This window comes from Pseudomonas azadiae (genome assembly GCF_019145355.1).
Taxonomy (GTDB): domain Bacteria; phylum Pseudomonadota; class Gammaproteobacteria; order Pseudomonadales; family Pseudomonadaceae; genus Aquipseudomonas; species Aquipseudomonas azadiae.
Genome location: NZ_JAHSTY010000001.1, coordinates 3,188,590 through 3,207,172, shown reverse-complemented (window position 1 = coordinate 3,207,172; position 18,583 = coordinate 3,188,590). Strand labels below are relative to the sequence as shown.

The 18,583-nt window shown below is 60.2% G+C and carries 19 protein-coding genes; 13 read left to right on the top strand and 6 right to left on the bottom strand.

Annotated elements, in window-relative coordinates:
• Positions 1 to 11 precede the first annotated feature (11 nt).
• Genes KVG91_RS14610 through KVG91_RS14600 form a run of 3 tightly spaced genes read left to right on the top strand, consistent with a single transcriptional unit; the run spans position 12 to position 3,675 of the window.
• Positions 12 to 1,820: a sensor histidine kinase gene (locus KVG91_RS14610; protein ID WP_169378976.1), complete on the top strand. Its 1,809-nt coding sequence runs from the start codon at positions 12 to 14 to the stop codon at positions 1,818 to 1,820.
• Positions 1,817 to 3,193 (top strand): sigma-54-dependent transcriptional regulator, encoded by a 1,377-nt coding sequence (locus KVG91_RS14605; RefSeq protein ID WP_169378977.1) that lies wholly within the window; start codon positions 1,817 to 1,819, stop codon positions 3,191 to 3,193. Before KVG91_RS14610 ends, KVG91_RS14605 begins: the two co-directional genes overlap by 4 nt.
• A gap of 26 nt (positions 3,194 to 3,219) precedes the next feature.
• A complete protein-coding gene (locus tag KVG91_RS14600; RefSeq protein WP_169379040.1) occupies positions 3,220 to 3,675 on the top strand; it encodes a YiiD C-terminal domain-containing protein in 456 nt (151 codons plus the stop codon).
• Between the two features lie 127 nt (positions 3,676 to 3,802).
• On the opposite strand, the gene cysQ is transcribed toward KVG91_RS14600, so the two are convergent.
• The gene (gene cysQ / locus KVG91_RS14595) at positions 3,803 to 4,639 is read right to left on the bottom strand and encodes a 3'(2'),5'-bisphosphate nucleotidase CysQ (protein WP_169378978.1); all 837 of its coding nucleotides are present in this window, start codon (positions 4,637 to 4,639) and stop codon (positions 3,803 to 3,805) included.
• Entirely contained in the window at positions 4,636 to 5,202 is a 567-nt protein-coding gene (gene nudE, locus KVG91_RS14590; RefSeq protein WP_169378979.1) for an ADP compounds hydrolase NudE, read from the bottom strand. Before nudE ends, cysQ begins: the two co-directional genes overlap by 4 nt.
• 87 nt (positions 5,203 to 5,289) lie before the next feature.
• Here nudE and yrfG point away from each other — a divergent pair, with 87 nt between their 5' ends.
• On the top strand, positions 5,290 to 5,952 hold the full coding sequence (gene yrfG, locus KVG91_RS14585; protein WP_169378980.1) for a GMP/IMP nucleotidase: 663 nt from the start codon (positions 5,290 to 5,292) through the stop codon (positions 5,950 to 5,952).
• Between the two features lie 109 nt (positions 5,953 to 6,061).
• Here yrfG and lysM read toward each other — a convergent pair whose 3' ends face one another.
• A complete protein-coding gene (gene lysM, locus KVG91_RS14580; RefSeq protein ID WP_169378981.1) occupies positions 6,062 to 6,502 on the bottom strand; it encodes a peptidoglycan-binding protein LysM in 441 nt (146 codons plus the stop codon).
• A gap of 132 nt (positions 6,503 to 6,634) precedes the next feature.
• On the opposite strand from lysM, the gene KVG91_RS14575 reads away from it, so the two are divergent.
• The 4 genes from KVG91_RS14575 to KVG91_RS14560 all read left to right on the top strand — a co-directional run bounded on the left by KVG91_RS14575 (position 6,635) and on the right by KVG91_RS14560 (position 11,488).
• The gene (locus tag KVG91_RS14575; RefSeq protein WP_169378982.1) at positions 6,635 to 7,522 is read left to right on the top strand and encodes a LysR family transcriptional regulator; all 888 of its coding nucleotides are present in this window, start codon (positions 6,635 to 6,637) and stop codon (positions 7,520 to 7,522) included.
• Positions 7,523 to 7,619: 97 nt separating this feature from the next.
• Entirely contained in the window at positions 7,620 to 8,459 is an 840-nt protein-coding gene (fdhD, locus tag KVG91_RS14570) for a formate dehydrogenase accessory sulfurtransferase FdhD (protein WP_169378983.1), read from the top strand.
• Positions 8,456 to 10,804, top strand: coding sequence for an FdhF/YdeP family oxidoreductase (locus tag KVG91_RS14565; protein ID WP_169378984.1), 2,349 nt, complete (start codon positions 8,456 to 8,458; stop codon positions 10,802 to 10,804). The genes fdhD and KVG91_RS14565 overlap by 4 nt, the downstream gene beginning before the upstream one ends.
• 204 nt (positions 10,805 to 11,008) lie before the next feature.
• A complete protein-coding gene (locus tag KVG91_RS14560) occupies positions 11,009 to 11,488 on the top strand; it encodes a glycine zipper domain-containing protein (protein ID WP_012721700.1) in 480 nt (159 codons plus the stop codon).
• Positions 11,489 to 11,647: 159 nt separating this feature from the next.
• Here KVG91_RS14560 and KVG91_RS14555 read toward each other — a convergent pair whose 3' ends face one another.
• The 3 genes from KVG91_RS14555 to KVG91_RS14545 form a co-directional block, all read right to left on the bottom strand.
• A complete protein-coding gene (locus tag KVG91_RS14555; protein ID WP_169378985.1) occupies positions 11,648 to 12,079 on the bottom strand; it encodes an acyl-CoA thioesterase in 432 nt (143 codons plus the stop codon).
• A 23-nt stretch (positions 12,080 to 12,102) separates the two neighbouring features.
• Positions 12,103 to 14,040 (bottom strand): RecQ family ATP-dependent DNA helicase, encoded by a 1,938-nt coding sequence (locus KVG91_RS14550; protein ID WP_169378986.1) that lies wholly within the window; start codon positions 14,038 to 14,040, stop codon positions 12,103 to 12,105.
• Positions 14,041 to 14,325: 285 nt separating this feature from the next.
• Entirely contained in the window at positions 14,326 to 15,501 is a 1,176-nt protein-coding gene (locus tag KVG91_RS14545; RefSeq protein ID WP_169378987.1) for a tetratricopeptide repeat protein, read from the bottom strand.
• Positions 15,502 to 15,550: 49 nt separating this feature from the next.
• Here KVG91_RS14545 and KVG91_RS27985 point away from each other — a divergent pair, with 49 nt between their 5' ends.
• From KVG91_RS27985 to KVG91_RS14520, 5 genes are all read left to right on the top strand, one after another.
• Positions 15,551 to 15,874: a YhfG family protein gene (locus KVG91_RS27985; RefSeq protein WP_404822391.1), complete on the top strand. Its 324-nt coding sequence runs from the start codon at positions 15,551 to 15,553 to the stop codon at positions 15,872 to 15,874.
• A gap of 219 nt (positions 15,875 to 16,093) precedes the next feature.
• A complete protein-coding gene (locus tag KVG91_RS14535; RefSeq protein WP_169378988.1) occupies positions 16,094 to 16,417 on the top strand; it encodes a hypothetical protein in 324 nt (107 codons plus the stop codon).
• A gap of 275 nt (positions 16,418 to 16,692) precedes the next feature.
• Entirely contained in the window at positions 16,693 to 17,175 is a 483-nt protein-coding gene (locus tag KVG91_RS14530) for a hypothetical protein (RefSeq protein ID WP_169378989.1), read from the top strand.
• Positions 17,176 to 17,179: 4 nt separating this feature from the next.
• Positions 17,180 to 17,815 carry a DUF1493 family protein gene (locus KVG91_RS14525; protein WP_169378990.1) on the top strand — a complete coding sequence of 212 codons (636 nt, stop codon included), beginning with the start codon at positions 17,180 to 17,182 and terminating at the stop codon, positions 17,813 to 17,815.
• 269 nt (positions 17,816 to 18,084) lie between these two features.
• Positions 18,085 to 18,441: a DUF1493 family protein gene (locus tag KVG91_RS14520; protein ID WP_169378991.1), complete on the top strand. Its 357-nt coding sequence runs from the start codon at positions 18,085 to 18,087 to the stop codon at positions 18,439 to 18,441.
• Positions 18,442 to 18,583: the final 142 nt, after the last annotated feature.

Sequence of the window (18,583 nt, the reverse complement as noted above, 5' to 3'; positions counted from 1 at the left end):
GCCCGACTCCCATGACTCCACCCCTCCCGCGTAGACCCCGCTGGCGCAGCCTCGCCCTGTTGGCGTTGTGCCTGGCACCGCTGTTGTGGCCGCTGGAGCACCTGGCCGAGCGCTATTACCGCAGCGAACTGGCCGGGCAGAACCGCCAGACCCTCGACCTGTACGTCGCCAACCTGCTCGGCACCCTGCACCGCTATGAAGTGTTGCCGCAAATCCTCGGCGACTTGCCGGCCCTGCGCACCGCACTGGACGCGCCCCAGGTCAGCACCAACCTGGTCAACGCCAACCTGCTGCTCAAGGACGTCGCCGCCCAGGCCGGGGTTGAGGTGATGTACCTGATGGACACCCACGGCAAGACCCTCGCCGCCTCCAATTGGGATAAACAAGACAGCTTCGTCGGGCGCAACTTCTCGTTCCGGCCCTATTTCAGCGAAGCCATGGCCGGGCGCCTGGGGCGGTTTTTCGGGTTGGGTACCACCTCGGCCAAACGCGGCTACTTCTTCGCCGCCGCCGTGCGCGATGGCGATACCATCATCGGCGTGCTGGTGGTGAAGGTCGACCTGGACCACACCGAAAGCCTGTGGGGCAACACCCCGGAACAACTGCTGGTCACCGACCATAACGGCGTGGTGATTCTCACCTCGCGCCCGCAATGGCGATTCCGCGCCACCCGGCCGCTGACCGCCGAAGAGCGCCGCGCCATCATCGCCATCCAGCCCTACCCGACCCGCGACCCGCAGCCACTGAGCCTGAGCAGCAGCGCCTGGCTGCGCCAATCCACCGCCATCGCCGAGACCGGCTGGAACGTGGAGATTCTTGCGCCGCGCTCGCTGATCAACCGTCCGGTGCGCACCGTGGTGGCGGTGGGCGGCGCCACTCTGCTGGTGTTGATGCTGTTGCTGGGCTTGATGATGCAACGCCGCCGTCATTACCTGGACCGTATCGCCTTCGAAGCCAAGGCGCGCCGCGAGCTGGAAGCGCGGGTGATCGAGCGGACCAGTGACCTGGAAGGCCTCAACCGCCGCCTGAAACAGGAAGTATTGGAACGCGAGCACGCCCAGCAGGAGCTGGTACGCGCCCAGGACGACCTGGTGCAGGCGGGCAAATTGTCGGCACTGGGCACCATGTCGGCGAGTATCAGCCACGAACTCAACCAGCCGCTGGCGGCGATTCGCAGTTATGCGGAAAACGCTGAAATTTTACTCGACCACGAGCGCACCAGCGATGCTCGAGGCAATCTCAAGCTGATCAGCGAACTGACCGGGCGCATGGCCTCGATCATCGCCCACCTGCGCGCCTTCGCTCGCCGCGATCGGCATGCGCCGGAGAGCGTGGCCCTGCAACCGGCGCTGGACGATGCCCTGGCGTTGCTGGCCAAGCGGCGCCGGGCAATGGAGGTGGAGCTGATCCGCGATTTGCCCGAGGCCACCTTGTGGGTACAGGCTGGGGAAACGCGCTTGCGCCAGGTACTGGGCAACCTGCTGGCCAACGCCCTCGACGCGCTGACCGAAAAAGGCCCGCCGCGTAAACTCTGGCTGAGTGCCCAAACCACCGAACAGGGCGTCAACCTGTACATTCGCGACAACGGCCCGGGCTTTTGCATGGAAGCCCTGGGCCGCGCCAGCGAGCCGTTTTACACCACTAAGACCCGCACCCAGGGCCTGGGGTTGGGGCTGGCGATCTGTGACACCCTGATGCGCGCGTTTGGCGGCGAATTGCTGTTTGCCAACCACAAGGAAGGCGGCGCGCTATTAACCTTGAAATTGCGTGCCGGCTCGCCGGGCGTCAGTCTGCAACCGTCCGAGGACCGCAGTGTATGAGTATCGATAACCAGATTCAGGTGGTGTTGATCGACGACGATCCACACTTGCGTCAGGCCCTGTGCCAGACCCTGGACCTGGCCGGGCTGAAAGTCCTTACCCTGGGCGAAGCCGCCGGCCTGACCGCGCGTCTGTCGCGGGATTGGCCTGGGGTGGTGGTCAGCGACATCCGCATGCCCGGCATGGACGGGCTGGAGCTGCTGGCCGAACTGCACGGCCAGGACCCGGACCTGCCGGTGCTGTTGATCACCGGCCATGGCGACGTGCCGCTGGCGGTACAGGCCATGCGCGCCGGCGCCTATGATTTCCTGGAAAAACCTTTCGCCAGCGACGCCCTGCTCGACAGCGTGCGCCGCGCCCTGGCCCTGCGCCGCCTGGTGCTGGACAACCGCAGCCTGCGCCTGGCGCTCAGCGATCGCCAGCAATTGAGCACACGCCTGGTGGGCCACTCGCCGCAGATGCTGCGCCTGCGCGAACAGATCGGCGCGCTGGCCGCCACCCGCGCCGATGTGCTGATCCTCGGCGAAACCGGTGCCGGCAAAGAAGTCGTCGCTCGTGCCCTGCATGATTTGTCGAGCCGGCGCAGCGGGCCGTTCGTGGCGATCAACGCCGGGGCGTTGGCCGAGTCCGTGGTCGAAAGCGAGCTGTTCGGGCATGAGCCGGGCGCGTTTACCGGCGCGCAGAAACGCCGTATCGGCAAGTTCGAGTTCGCCAACGGCGGCACGTTGTTCCTTGATGAAATCGAAAGCATGAGCCTGGATGTACAGGTCAAGCTCTTGCGCCTGCTGCAGGAGCGGGTGGTCGAGCGCCTGGGCGGCAATCAGTTGATTCCGCTGGATATCCGCATTATCGCTGCGACCAAGGAAGACTTGCGCCAGGCCGCCGACCAGGGCCGCTTCCGCGCCGACTTGTATTACCGCCTCAACGTCGCACCGTTGCGCATTCCACCGCTGCGCGAGCGCGGCGAAGATGCGTTGATGCTGTTCCAGCACTTCGCCGATGAGGCCAGCAGCCGCCACGGCCTGCCGCTGCATGAACTGCAACCTGGCCAGCGCGCGTTGCTGCTGCGCCACAGCTGGCCGGGCAATGTGCGTGAATTGCAGAACGCAGCCGAACGCTTCGCCCTGGGCCTGGAGCTGGCCTTGGACGCTACCCCGGACAATCCTTCGGCCGGTGTGCTGACCTCCACGCAGGGCGGTCTGAGCGAACAGGTCGAGCAGTTCGAAAAGAGCCTGATCGCCGCCGAGTTGACCCGCCCGCACAGTTCCATGCGCAGCCTGGCCGAAGCCTTGGGCGTACCGCGCAAGACGCTGCATGACAAACTGCGCAAGCATGGCCTGAACTTCGCCAACCAAAGCGGCGATGACGAATGACCGCTCCCACCCGCCAAGAGGCCGCCATGAGCCGCGACAGCCGTTACCTGGAATCCATCCTGCACCACGACATCCCCCTCACCCGAGAAATGGGCCTCAAGGTGCTCGACTGGCACCACGGCCAATTGCAGCTGCACCTGCCCTTGCAAGCCAATATCAACCACAAGAGCACCATGTTCGGCGGCAGCCTGTATTGCGGCGCGGTGCTGGCGGGTTGGGGCTGGCTGCATTTGCAGTTGCGCGAAGAGGGGATTGAAGACGGGCATATTGTGATCCAGGAGGGGCAGATCAGTTATCCGCTGCCGGTGACGCGGGATGCCACGGCCATTTGCGCGGCGCCCGAGGAAAAGCTGTGGAAGCGCTTTTTGGCGACCTACAAGCGCTATGGCCGAGCACGGCTGGTGTTGGCAACGTGGATAGTGAATGAGGGCAGTGAGGAGAAGGCCGTGGCCTTCAGCGGCCAATACGTCCTGCACCGCTAGCAACCACCACACAAAACTAAATGTGGGAGCTGGCTTGCCTGCGATAGCGGAGTATCAGTCACTGAGACTGTGACTGTCAGACCGCTATCGCAGGCAAGCCAGCTCCCACATGAGGTTTATGTTGGACTCAGGAACGCGCCAGGCTCAGCAACCTTTCACGCCACACCGCCTTCGCCGGCAACGCCAAAAAGAACGGATTCAACAACGATTCCCGCGCCGGGTAGCTGAACGGCTCGCCGCTCAACTCCAGCACTTCGCCGCCCGCGCCTTCCAGCACGCCCTGGGCGGCTGCCGTGTCCCATTGTGAAGTCGGCGCCAGACGCGGATAACAATCGGCACTGCCCTCGGCCAACAGGCAGAACTTCAAGGAACTGCCAATATTGGCCAGCTTCAACGCGCCCAGACCCTCGCTCAACCCATCGAGCAAACGCTCCTGCTCCGGGCTGGTATGCCGACGACTGGCCACCACGGTAAATGACTCGCCAGCGGCCGGCGCTTCGCGCACTTGAATCTGCTTGGGCGCTTCATTCACATCGGAGCGCCAGGCACCCAGACCCGCGCCACCGAAGTAGCAGCGGCCACTGGTAGGCATCGAGACCACGCCGAACACCACGCGGCCCTGCTCGATCAGGGCGATGTTGACGGTAAATTCTTCGCTGCCGGCGATAAATTCCTTGGTGCCATCCAGCGGGTCCACCAACCACCAGCGTTGCCAGCCGGCGCGCACGCTCTGGTCGATGTCGGCATCCTCCTCGGACAACACCGCAATGCTCGGATCCAGCGCGGTCAAGCCCGCCAGGATCAGATGATGAGCCGCCAGGTCAGCCGCTGTTACCGGCGAATCGTCCGCCTTGGAGGTCACGGCCACGTCGGCTCGCCAGTACGGCATTATCACTTCGCCGGCCTGGCGTGCCAGCTCAATCACAGGGGCTATAAACGGGTGGCCCAGAAACAGTTCGCTCATGCGCTAAACGCTCCTCGCTGGATCAACAGGTCTCGTACCAGGTACAGCGCGGCCAGGGCGCGGCCTTCGCTGAATTGCGCGTTTTGCGCGAGCATCGACAGCTCACGCAGGTTCACCCGCTCCACACGCATCGGCTCAGGCTCATCGCCTTCAAGGCGTTCTTCATAGAGGTCGGTGGCCAATACCACCTGGATTTTCTGACTCATGTAGCCAGGCGACAGCGAGAGCTCAGTGAGGTGCTCCAACTGCCGCGCGCCGTAGCCGGCCTCTTCCTTGAGTTCGCGGTTCGCCGCCGCCAGCACGTCCTCGCCAGGTTCGATCAGGCCCTTGGGCAAGGACACTTCATATTCGTCGGTCCCGCCGCAGTACTCTTCCACCAGCAACGCATGGTCCGTATCGATCATCGCCACGATCATCACCGCGCCATAGCCGGCACCGCGGCCCACCAGGCGCTCGTAGGTCCGTTCAACGCCATTGGAAAAGCGCAATTGCACTTCCTCCACGCGGAACAAACGGCTACTGGCGACTATTTCGCGAGCGAGGACGGTGGGTTTCTGGCGCATAAGCGGCTCCTTGGCGTGATCGGGTTACTATACCGTGGCTTTTCCGATTGTCTGTGTCGGATATCTTTACTTACATGAGAACACCCCATGCCCTCTTTGCCCTGGCACGCCATCGATACCGTCCTGCTGGACATGGACGGCACCCTGCTCGACCTGCATTACGACAACCACTTCTGGATGGAGCACCTGCCCCAGCGTTACGCCGAGCTGCACGGGGTAAGCCGCGCCATGGCCGAGATGGAGTTGCAACCGCTGTTCGAGCGTAACGCCGGACAGTTGCAATGGTATTGCCTGGATTTCTGGAGCACGGAACTGAACATCCCGGTGCGCGAACTCAAGCTGGAGACCGCCCACCTGATCGCCCTGCGCCCCGACGCCGATACGTTTCTGGCGGCGGTCAAAAAGGCCGGCAAGCGCGTGATCCTGATCACCAATGCTCATCGTGATTCGCTGTCATTGAAGCTGGAACGCATTGAATTGGCGCCGTATTTCGAACGATTGATCAGCTCCCATGATTACGGCTTCGCCAAGGAAAACCCGCAGTTCTGGGATGCCCTGCAAGCCGACATCGGCTTCGATCCGGCGCGCAGCCTGTTTATCGACGACACCTTGCCGATCCTGCGCAGTGCACGGGATTTTGGCGTGGGGCATTTGCTGGCGGTGAAAGAGCCGGATAGTAAGAAAGGGCCCAAGGACACAGCTGAATTCGCAGCGGTTGGTGATTACCGAGATCTCATTGTCGGACTCTAACCCAATGTGGGAGCGGGCTTGCTCGCGAAAGCAGTGTGTCAGTCAATATATTGGGTGACTGGTCCACCGCTTTCCCGAGCAAGCCCGCTCCCACATTTAGGCCTTCGTATTACTTGGGAATACGCAGCGTCTGGCCTGGATAGATCTTGTCCGGATGGGACAACAGCGGCTTGTTCGCCTCGAAAATCTTGTTATACAGATTGGCGTTACCGTACACCGAGAGAGAAATAGCACTCAGCGTGTCGCCCTTTTTCACCACTACAAAAGTCGCAGCCTCCACAGCCGGCCCCGTTACAGTGATCTGGTCATCCACACTGGCCACACCGGCGATATTGCCCAGCGCCAGCAGAATCTTCTCTTTCTCCTCTTGCGTGGCGACTTCACCGGTCACGGTGACCTTGTCGCCCTCCACCGTGGTCTGCACATTCGGATTACCCAGACCCACTTTGGCCACGTGTTCCTTCAACTGCTCACTGGCGTTCGCATTACCCGGCGTCAGCAGGTCGATCAATTTCTCGCCGGCTTCCTTAACAAAGCTTAAAAGACTCATGGTGCGCTCTCCTTGGTATGTGAGTTCCTGATGCCAAAGACTAGACCAGTCCTGTGGACTTGGGTTCCGGCCCGGGCAAAGACGCAAACGCGCTAGAATCCCCCCGCCATTGGAATAAGCCCTGGAGCGAAGATGGACATCAAACAGCTGAAATTCCTCATCGCCCTCGACGAAACCCGTCACTTCGGCCAGGCGGCGGCGCGTTGTCATATCACCCAGCCGACGTTATCCATGCGCCTGCGCAGCCTTGAAGAAGAGTTGGATTTGCCGCTGGTCAATCGCGGCCAGCGCTTTGAAGGCTTTACCGCGCCCGGCGAACGGGTGCTGGCGTGGGCGCGTACGGTGCTGGCGGCCTATGACGGCTTGCAGGCCGAGGCGGCGGCGTGTCGTGGCAATCTGGTAGGGACGTTGCGCCTGGGTGTGGTGCCGCTGTCGAGTTTCGATCCTTTGGCGCTGATGCAGCAGCTGCATAAAGAGCACCCCAGCCTGCGCTTCGAGCTGTCGGCCCTCAGCTCCGAGCAGATTCTGGAGCAACTGGCGAGCAATCGACTGGACCTGGGCGTGTCCTATCTGGAGCGCCTGGACAACGAGCGCTTCGACTCGCTGGCCCTGGGCGAAACGCGCATGGGCTTGCTCTACGACCAGCGCTTCTTCAGCTTCGGTGATACGCCGCTGAGCTGGGAAGCGTTGATTGAACTGCCTCTGGGCATGCTCACCAGCGGCATGCACTTTCGCCAATCCATCGACCATAACTTCCACAGCCGCGGCCTCCACCCGCAGCCGCTGCTGCAGACCGATGCCGTCCATCAGTTATTACAAGCCGTGCATGGCGGACTTTGCTGCGCGGTGATGCCGCTGGACGGCGGGCTGGATGCGCTCACCGAGCACTTGCGTCTGCAGCCGATTGAAAACGCCCAGACCCTCGCGCGCCTGGGGCTGATCATGCGTCGCAGCGCGCCGCGCTCAGCGTTGGCGGAAGCGTGTTTTGCGCTGTATCAGAAATCGCAAACTGCGCCTTGATCGACGTCATCTATCGGTAGATCAGTACTGGCGATTAGACGCGACGCTTTGTCGCGCCTAGTCTAAACACTGATCAATCCGTCGGTAGTATTGCCCCATGAACGCCAAGCGCCCAACCTGCGCGGCGCCCGCTGTTGAAACGCCTGCGCCCGCCGCCAGCCAGAGCTACCACTATTGCAGTCTCGATCACGCAGAATCTGCCAGCACAGCCTTGGCGGAAGAAGTGGCGTTGGCGATTGCCTATAACGACATCAGCCAGGCGGTGATGTTGGTGACGCCGACGGATCTTGAAGATTTTATTGTCGGTTTCAGCCTCGGCAGCGGAATTATTGCCGACGTCAGCGACATCTATGACCTCAAGCTCAGTGGCTCGGGCTCTGCCCAGTATGCCCAGGTGCAGATTTCCAGCCGTGCGTTCTGGAGCCTTAAGCAGCAACGCCGCCAACTGGCCGGCACCAGCGGTTGCGGCCTGTGCGGCGTCGAAGCGGTGGAGCAAGCGTTGCCAGACCTTGAGGTATTGCCCGGCGCTCCGTTGCCTCCGGCGCAATGGCTGGACGGCCTACGCCAGCGCATCAGCGCGTTCCAACCGCTGGGCCAGCACAGCGGCGCCGTGCACGCGGCCGTCTTTATGAACGGTCAGGGGGAGTTATTACTGGGCCGCGAAGACATCGGCCGGCACAACGCCCTGGATAAATTGATCGGCGCACTGATCCGCCAACAGATTCCCACCGAAGGCGGCCTGGCGATTGTCACCAGTCGTTGCAGCCTCGAATTGATCCAGAAAGTCCTGCGTGCGGGCATCCAGACCCTGGTCAGCCTGTCGTCGCCCACCGGCCTGGCCCTGCAATGGGCGCGCCGGCACAACCTCAATCTCATCCACCTGCCGCAGAAAAGTGCGCCGCGGGTCTACAGCCCTGCGATGGAGAACCAGCCGTGAGCAATCATCATCAAGCCGACCAAACCCCGACCCCGCGCTACAAGCCGTATAAAGGCCCGGCAGGCGGCTGGGGCGCGCTGATCAGCGTGGCGCACGCCTGGCTGACCAGCGACAACGCGCTGAAAAACCTGCGCATGATGCTCAAGACCAACCAGAACGGCGGCTTCGACTGCCCCGGCTGCGCCTGGGGCGACTCGCCGGAAAGCGGCATGGTCAAGTTCTGCGAAAACGGCGCGAAGGCCGTAAACTGGGAAGCCACCAAGCGCCGTGTGGATGCCGCGTTCTTCGCCAAACACAGCGTCACCGCCTTGATCGAACAGAGCGACTATTGGCTGGAATACCAGGGCCGCCTGACCGAGCCGATGCGCTACGACGCGCAAACCGACCGCTACACGCCCATCAGCTGGGAAGCGGCGTTCGACCTGATCGGCAAGCACCTCAACGCCCTGCCCAGCCCGGACATGGCCGAGTTCTACACCTCGGGTCGCGCCAGCAACGAAGCGGCGTACCTGTATCAGCTGTTCGTGCGCGCCTTCGGCACCAACAATTTCCCGGACTGCTCGAACATGTGCCACGAGGCCAGCGGCGTCGCCCTCGCGCAAAGCGTGGGCGTCGGTAAAGGCACCGTGACCTTTGATGACTTCGAACATGCCGACGCGATTTTCGTCTGGGGCCAGAACCCCGGCACTAACCACCCGCGCATGCTCGAACCGCTGCGCGAAGCGGTTAAACGCGGCGCCCAGGTGGTGTGCATCAACCCGCTGAAAGAGCGCGGCCTGGAACGCTTCCAGCATCCGCAGCATCCGCTTGAAATGCTCACCAACGGTGACAAGCCGACCAACACTGCGTACTTCCGCCCGGCATTGGGTGGCGACATGGCCATCCTGCGTGGCATGGCCAAGTTCCTGCTGCTGTGGGAACGCCAGGCCCAGGCCGAAGGCACAGAGGCCGTGTTCGACCACGACTTCCTCAATGAACACACCGTCAACGTCCTCGACTATCTGGGCCAGATCGACGACACCTCGTGGGATGAAATCGTCGCGCAGTCCGGCCTGAGCCTGGTCGAAATCGAGCAGGCGGCGCGCATGTACGCCAAAGGTAAGAACGTGATCATGTGCTGGGCGATGGGCATCACCCAGCATCGTCACTCGGTGCCGACCATCCAGGAAATCGCCAACCTGATGCTGCTGCGCGGCAACATCGGCCGCCCGGGCGCCGGCCTGTGCCCGGTGCGTGGCCACAGTAACGTGCAGGGCGACCGCACCATGGGCATCAACGAACGCCCACCGGTGGCCTTCCTCGACGCCCTGGAGCGTCGCTTCCAGTTCCAGGTGCCGCGCACCAACGGCCACAACGTGGTGGAAGCGATTCACGCCATGCTCGACGGCCGCTCCAAGGTGTTTATCGGCCTGGGTGGCAACTTCGCCCAAGCCACGCCGGACAGCACGCGCACCTTCGAAGCGCTGCGCAACTGCGACCTGACGGTGCAGATCAGCACCAAGCTCAACCGCAGCCACCTGATGCACGGCAAAGACGCGCTGATCCTGCCGTGCCTGGGCCGTACCGACATCGACATCCAGGCCGACGGCCCGCAAGCGGTGACGGTGGAAGACTCGTTCAGCATGGTCCACGGTTCCAACGGCCAACTGCAGCCACTGTCGAAGCTGATGAAATCGGAGCCTGCGATTGTGGCCGGCATCGCCGCCGCCACCCTGGGCAGCAAACCGGTGGATTGGAACTGGCTGGTGGCCGATTACGGGCGCATTCGCGAGCTGATCGCCGACACCATTCCAGGCTTCAAGGACTTCAACGAGAAGATCAAAAACCCGGGCGGTTTCTACCTGGGCAACTCCGCGGGTGCGCGCCGCTGGAACACGCCATCGGGCCGCGCCAACTTCCGCCCGAACATCCTGCCCAAGGATCTGATCCACGAACGCACCCACGCCACGGGCCGCGTGCCGGACTTGATCATGCAATCGATGCGTTCCCACGATCAGTACAACACCACCATTTATGGCCTGGACGACCGCTACCGTGGGGTCAAGGGCCAACGTGACGTGCTGTTCGTCAACGAAGCCGACATCATTCGCCTGGGCTTCAAGCCGGGGCAGAAGGCCGATATCGTGTCGCTGTGGGAGGACGGTCGTGAGCGCCGGGTGAAGGGCTTCACCTTGCTGGCGTTTGATATTCCGGCGGGGCAGGCGGCGGCTTATTACCCGGAAGTGAACCCACTGGTGCCGCTGGAAAGCACGGGAGATGGCAGCCATACGCCGACGTCGAAGTTCGTGGCGATTCGCCTGGAAGCGGCAAGTGACAATGGCTTGATCATGGCCCGCTCGGCCTGACGGAAATCCGGGCACAAAAAAGGCCGCTTTTGCATAAAAGCGGCCGTTCCGAAGTAGATAGAGACTGGCGAAATCGACTTAAGTTCCTCAACTAAAACAGTAAGTTAGCGAATTGTGTACAAGTCGTGCTACTGGTCGGATTTCTATTGTCACAATCTGCGCCCAGCCTCAGGATCGCGCCGTCATCCCTTGAGGTTTCCCTTAATGAAGTTCTCCTCGATTCTCTTGTTGTCCCTTGGCCTGGTCAGTGGCGCAGCCATGGCCGGTGGCACCACCGAAGCCGGTGTAGGCGGCGCATTGGGCGGGGTTCTGGGCTCGGTTGTCGGCCAGCAGATCGGCGGCAACACCGGCTCGGCTATCGGCGCGGCCCTGGGCGGCGCGGGCGGCAGTGCGGTGGGTGCGGACAAACGTAGCCGCGGCGAAGCCGCCATTGGCGGCGCATTGGGCGCAGCGGGCGGCAACGTGGTAGGCCGCAGCATGGGCGGCAACACCGGCAGCCTGATCGGCGCAGCCGCCGGCGGTGGCGCAGGTGGTGCGCTGGGCAACTATATGGGCAACAAGAGCGATGACGATGATCGCCGTTATCGTGGCCGCGATAACCGTCGCTATGACCGCGATGATCACCGTGGGCGCGGGCACGCCTATGGGCACCGCAAGAACAAGCATCACTACCGTCACCGGTAAGCTCTGAGGACCACCACATCTCCCTGTGGGAGCGGGCTTGTGTGGGAGCGGGCTTGCTCGCGAATACGATGGTTCAGTCAATACAGCTGGTGACTGAAACACCGCTTTCGCGAGCAAGCCCGCTCCCACATTTGGTTATGCGATGTTTGCGAGACCGAGTCACACCACCAACCGCTGCAACGCCTCGCGCAACACCCCTGGAATCGTCACCGGCTGGTTCGTTGCCCTGTTCACAAACACATGCACAAAGCGCCCCGCCGCACAGGCCTCTTCCTCGCCGGCCTTGAACACCGCCAATTCATACTGCACTGAACTGTTGCCCAACTTGCCCACCCGCAAGCCGATTTCGATGCGCTCGGGAAACGCGATCGACGCGAAATAATCACACGCCGAACTCACCACAAACCCCACCACTTCACCGTCATGAATATCCAACCCACCCTGTTCGATCAGGTAGGTATTCACTGCCGTGTCGAAAAAGCTGTAGTAGGTCACGTTGTTCACATGGCCGTACACGTCGTTATCGTGCCAGCGCGTGATGATCGGCTGGAAGTGAGGGTAGTCGGCACGTTGTGGCACTGAGTCAGGCATGGGCACCTCGGGTGAAAGTGGGTTTACAGATCATTCAAATGGGCCTCGGCCCAGTCGCGCACCTCGGCGTAGGGGTAGTCTTCCAGTGCAGCGAAACCGGGAATGCCCCGCGCCTTCAATTTGGTGAACAACGGCACGCTGATACCACCCAGAAACCGCGTCAAGCGTTCGGCGCCGGGCAACTCACCGTTGTGCTCATGATGCCTGTGGATAAAATCACCGCACAGCCCCATGAAGTTTTTATCCACAAGCGGCGGCAAGCTTGGCGGCGGCGGCAAGTGCGCTACATGCCCATGGCACACCGAGCAGTGCCCGCAACGCTGCGGCGCGTTTGCATCGCCAAAATACGCTGCAAGACGTTGCCCAAGGCAGCGCTCAGTGGCGAACAAATCGAGCATGGCGTGAATGCGCGCCACCTCCGTCACCTCGTGTTGCTTGAAGCCTGTGTATAACTCGACGCTCAATACCTGCGCATCGAAATCGGTGTTCAGCAGGCTGTAGACCTCGGTCATCTGCTTGCTTTCCAGCTCGATCAGGCCCTGCTCCTGGAAGTAATCCAGCGCCTTTACCACCCGGTTGCGCTCGGCATTGTGCTGCTGATACAGCGCGTCGAAATCCACCGTTGCCCAGGTTTTTGCGCGTTTGCACACCTGGATGATCGCCGCGACAAATTGCTGCCGCTCGCCGGAGAAACGGGCGAGCAAGGCCTCGGGTTCAACAAGGTACTTGAAGCGGTATTCGGCATAAAACGCGTAGCGCGGCGCGATCACGCCCTTGAGCTCCAACTGCACCAGCAGCGTCTTCAACGGCAGCTCGCGAATGTTGCTGTGGTCCGACAACGACCTGAGCAAAAACTCCCACTGGCCCTTACTGCGTGCTGCCTGCAGTTCTTCCAGCACACGGCGAATGCCTTCCTGTTCCGGCGTGTCGCCGTATACGAAGTTTTCCAGCACATTGAGGCTGTCGCGGTTGGCCAACACCAGACAGTCGGACGGCTGCCCATCACGCCCCGCACGACCGATTTCCTGGCTGTAGTTTTCGATGGATTTGGGCAGGTCGAAGTGCACCACATTGCGGATATCACTTTTATCGATGCCCATGCCAAACGCGATGGTGGCGACGATGCAACTGGAGCGCCCACCCATGAAGCGTTGCTGGATACCCTCGCGTTTATCGTGTGGCAGCCCGGCGTGATAGGCCTCGGCCTGGATGCCATTGCGGTTCAGGTGTTCGGCAATCTGCTCGGCGGTTTTCTGCAGGGTGACGTAGACGATGCTGGGCTGGTTGGCCCGCTCGTTCATCCATTGCACCAGGCGCCGGCGCTTGTCCACACCGCTGACCGGCTCGACCAACAGGTTCAGGTTGGGCCGGTAGAAGCCCGTGGTGACGACATCGTCCGGCGCAATGGCGAACTTCGCCTGCATGTCGGCAATCACCTTGGGCGTCGCCGTAGCCGTCAACAGCAACGCTTGCGGGATATTGAACTGGCGTTGGTAGTCCGGCAGCTTCAGGTAGTCCGGACGGAAGTTGTGGCCCCACTCGGAAATACAGTGTGCCTCGTCCACCACCAGCAACGAGATCTGCACGCTTTGGAGGAAGTTGCGAAAGCGCTCGTTCTTCAAGCGCTCCACCGAAATCATCAGGATCTTCAGCTCACCGGAGCGAGCGCGCGCCATCACGTCGTTGGCGTCCTCGCGGCTTTGGGCCGAATCGATACTGCCCGCCGAAATACCATGACGCTGCAAAAAGCCAAGCTGGTCCTGCATCAACGCCAGCAGCGGCGACACCACCAGCGTCAGGTGCGGCAACAAAACTGCCGAAAGCTGGTAACACAGGGACTTGCCCGACCCGGTCGGAAAAATCGCCGCCGCCGAACGACCGGCCAGTACGGCGCTGACCGTTTCTTCCTGGCCCAAACGAAACTGTGGATAACCAAAGACCTGCTGGAGGGTGTCGTGCATAGGCTGTCACTCCATTGACCGCTGAGTTGGCTCAAAAACATAGCCCGCAAATCTCAGCGAATCGAGAAAGGTCGCATGAAAAAAAGAGACAGGATGATACACAGACTGGGGGATGGCCCAGGGCCGAAGTAGGAATATTCCAAAGCAATAGCAGGAAGACCACAGATCCAAATGTGGGAGCGGGCTTGCTCGCGAAGGCGGTGTGTCAGCTATAAATCCGCCAACTGACACACCGCTTTCGCGAGCAAGCCCGCTCCCACAGGTTGGAGTTCCATCCATGCAGGATCAGCGGTTCTGCACCCGCTCGATCGCCGTGTCGTACACCGGATTAGCCTTCTGTTCCTTGGCCAACTGGTAATGACGCAACGCATCGGCAAACTGCCCCGCCGCTTCGTAGATACGCGCGATGTTGTAGTAGGCGCCAGCCCGTACGGTCGCGGCGTTCGCGCCGGTTGCCAGGGCGATGGCCTTGCGGTTGGCCCAGATCGACTCGGCAGTATTGCCAGCCTTCTGATACGCCAAGCCCAGATTGCCGTAGGCCTTGCCGAAGCCATTGTCCAGCTCGATGGCCTGGCGGAACAGGTCGATGGCCTGGTCAAGGTTCCCCGCTTGGTAGGCCGCTTCGCCTTGAACGTTCAGACGTTTCGCATCGGTTTGGGCCGAAGAGCTGACCGCGACAGCCGTCACCGCAACACTGTCATCCAGTAACGGTTTGACTTCATTGAGCACATTCGCAGCATCCACCGTCACGCCGTTGAAGGTGTTGATGTCCTGGAAGTCGCCACTGCCGGTCATGCGGAACACGGTCCACAGGTTACCGCTGCGGTTTTTCGGCACGTAGTAAGTGCGCACCAGGGACTGGCCCATGTACACGAACACCTTGGCTTCGCTGTTGGACAGTTGGCGCGAACCTGGATTGTCACCGTTGCTGTAGTCATGCACGGCGTAGACGTAGCTTTCGCCGTAGTGCTTCTTCTGCAGGGTGATGGTTTCCGGGCCGTAGCTGTCGGTGTCATCCACGTCCAGCTCGGCGTCGTCGCCCTTTTGATTTTCGAAGTAGATGTTGTTGCCGGGAAAAATCATATGGGAGTCGAGGTCGTCCGGGGTTTTGCCCCAGCTCAGCACCACGCGCAGGCCGTCGAGGTTTTCCATCACCGGGCTGATGGCGTAGGTCATGCCTTTGCACGGGCACTTCACCACCAGATTGGAGTAGCCGGGCTTCTTGATGATCAGCAGGCTGGTGGCATCATCAGCGGCTTCGCTGGTGAGCGTCACCTGGCCTTGGGCATTGGTGCGGCCCACTACGTTCTGTGCGCCGTTACGTTGCAACAGCACTTCGGCGTCGGCGATTTTCTGGTCCTTGACTACCGCGCTGAGCACCTCAATCGGCAATTGCTCGGCCTGGACCGAAAAAGCCACCGCACACAAAGACATCGCCGAAGCAACACGCAGCAAACCCATGCTCAACTCCCTTTAAGTAACGGGCGGAATCGCCCTACAAGATTTTGCGGTGAAACATACGCTGAATTCGGAGCGCTGGCGGATTTTTTATAAGAAATGTGACGTGGTTATAGCGAACACTGACTGCACGATGAAACCAGCCTTTGTCTTGGAGAACTGCGCCGTGGAAGAGATGACGTTTAAGCAGAAACAGGCTTACTACAAGCAGATCCAACGCTCCAACTATCTCGCCAGCTTGCGTCTGGCAGGCTTCGACACCAAACCGTCCGATGTCGACAATGCGCTGCCAACCAGAGCCACGGTCCTTGCCAGGTACCTGCCTTGCGAACTCGACACCTCCATCAGTGCACGGCCTGAACCTCAGGATGGGTGACGCAGAGCGTCACGGGATGCATTCCCACGCAGAAGTGTGGGAACGATCAGACGCTATGAACGGTTAAACCATCTGTTTATTGCCCGGAAACACACTCACTTCTAAGGTTCGTTCCGTCGCTGCCAAATCAGCGACCGGGTTTGGTCACCCGAAAAACAGCAGAGACAAACGTGCCAACTCGTTTGGCGTATTTCTTTGAATCTGTACTGGAACTCTGCCATGACAAAGCCTAACTTCCCTACCAATCGCTATCGCCTTCTGCGCACCAACTTCACCGACAGCCACCCACTTGTCATCGACACCGAAGCCAAAGCCGAAGACATCCAGTCCGCCGCCCATCAACGCATCCGCGCAGCCACGGACCTGCTCGAAACTTTCTCCTGCCTGACCTTCGAACACGCCGACCTCAAAGACATTTCCCACATTATCAATGCCCTGTACCTGCTGGTTCAGGACGGCTGTGATTTGCTGGAAGCCGCACAACACGTACAGCTGCAACCGGCGACCCACCATCCAACACAAACTGGCCAGACATACAGCTAACCCTGTGGGAGCTGGCTTGCCTGCGATAGCGGAGCATTAGGCGACATCTTCATACCTGATCCACCGTCATCGCGGGCAAGCCCGACCTACCACAATTGACTAGCTCTTACTGACTAATCACCGCCGAGCCATAAATACCGGAAGCTGCTGTAGGAAACAGCCAAACGCCGCGCCATCCCATTCCCAAACTGATCCAAACACCCGCTCAACCCTCTATAGACGTTACCCGCAGCTGACTGAAAATAGCACCCTCTCAACTGTCTCGGCGAAAACCCGTGAAGATCGAAAGGACTCAACACATCGGCCATTATGGCGTCACCTTTATGGTGATTCGGCTTGTCGTTCTACCTGCCAATCGACAAACGTTGGCAAACCTCTGCCTTTTAGAAGCGGGTAGAAGCGCAAACGAAGTCCGCTATCGATTACTGGATCTCTACGAAAAAATGCTTGCTGGTAACTTGCCATGCACGGTGACTGTCGTGATCGCCAAGCCGCTGACCCGGCAACAGGCGGATTTGCTCAATGAGCGTGGGATAATCATCGCTTTATTATTAGCGGGCGCTTTCAGCGCGCCAATTCGCCCGTTTTCAAAACCAGCAGCAAACGTCGTTGCCACCTCGGTGGGTTTGACCACCAAAAGCATCATTCGCAGCTATCACGCTGGCGACGTGATTATTGGAATTGAAGGTCAGGTTGAGGGCGGGATAGGCCCCCAACGGTCAATGTCCGCCTTGGTCGTCCCATTCCTAGGAGGCTGACTCAATGATTGAATACCTCCAATGGATCATTTTTATCGTGTTGAACTTTGCTCTCGACAATAAAGTTAAATCTCAAAACGTCAGGAAGTATCTAGGCCTATCCACATTGGCTGGAGGGTTGATTTGTGCAATATGGCTCCCTTACTGGATAAACGAAATCAAACTGCCTAGCCTGCCAATAGGTGCCATTTTGATCGGCTCGGGTTTGTATTTCGACCGCAACCGTCACAACCGAGTCAGATCCACGCATCCACTGCTCATTGCTCCCACACTGAACCTGGCTCCTTACTTCCCTGACGATCCCGTCATGCTCCATCTCCTTCAGCTTTTGCATGAGAATGTCGGCCTGCCCAAGCACTCTACCGTCACCCTCAATACCTCAATCAACCATGATCTGGGTTGCAGCAGTGTCGAAGCCAAGCAACTGATCACAGCGCTTAGGCAAGATTTGGGCATGAAACTGGGCGACTACCAAAATGGCCGCTACTTCAAACGACCCGGCTTCGACGCCTATTTGCACTACGTAGACAGAGGCAGCGAAGGCAAAACCCCACTCACCATCGGCATGCTCTACCAAGCTATCAAGGCCAAACGCTGGGACACCCTCGCTCTCGAAGCCAAGAGATGTCAGAAGCCATGAATCTCTGCGTTCAAATAGTCGCCTTTACGGGGGTGTACGTTGTGCTGCACTACCAGATCAATAACCCGAAGCTCAGAAAGTGCTTCGCGATCAACTTCCTCGCCACAGGCCTTATCCTGACGTTCCTACTACCCTACGTAGCAATAATTCTGAGAATGCCCTTCCTACCCGTCTTCGTATTCTTGATAGGCTTGGCGCTCTTGATCACCCGAAACAAATATCGCCTCCAACGCAACCATGCCCCTCCCCCACTCCTGCGTGCCCCCACCATGAACCTCGCCCCCAACTTCCCCGAAGACCCCGTCATGCAGCAACTCCTGCAACTGCTGCACGAAGAAATCGGCCTGCCGAAACACAAGACCATTCGCCTGCAAACCTCAATCAACTTCGACCTGGGCTGCGATGGCAGTGAGGCCAAGCAACTGATGGAAGCACTGGAGCAGGAATTCGCGCTCGACCTGGGCGACTTCGACACTTATCGTTACTTCAACCCGCCGGTGTTTGATGTGTTTCTCAAACGCAGGGCCAAGGGGCGCGGCGAGAAGGTGCCATTGACCATCGGCATGCTCTACCTGGCGATCAAGACGCACAGTTGGGATACGCAGACGCTGGAAAACCTCAGCTGAGCGAATACAGTTTTCGAACTCACTGAAGGCCAAATGTGGGAGCGGGCTTGCTCGCGAAAGCGGTGCATCAGCCAACCTTTTTGGCGACTGACACTCCGCCTTCGCGAGCAAGCCCGCTCCCACATTTTGAAGCTGCGCTAAC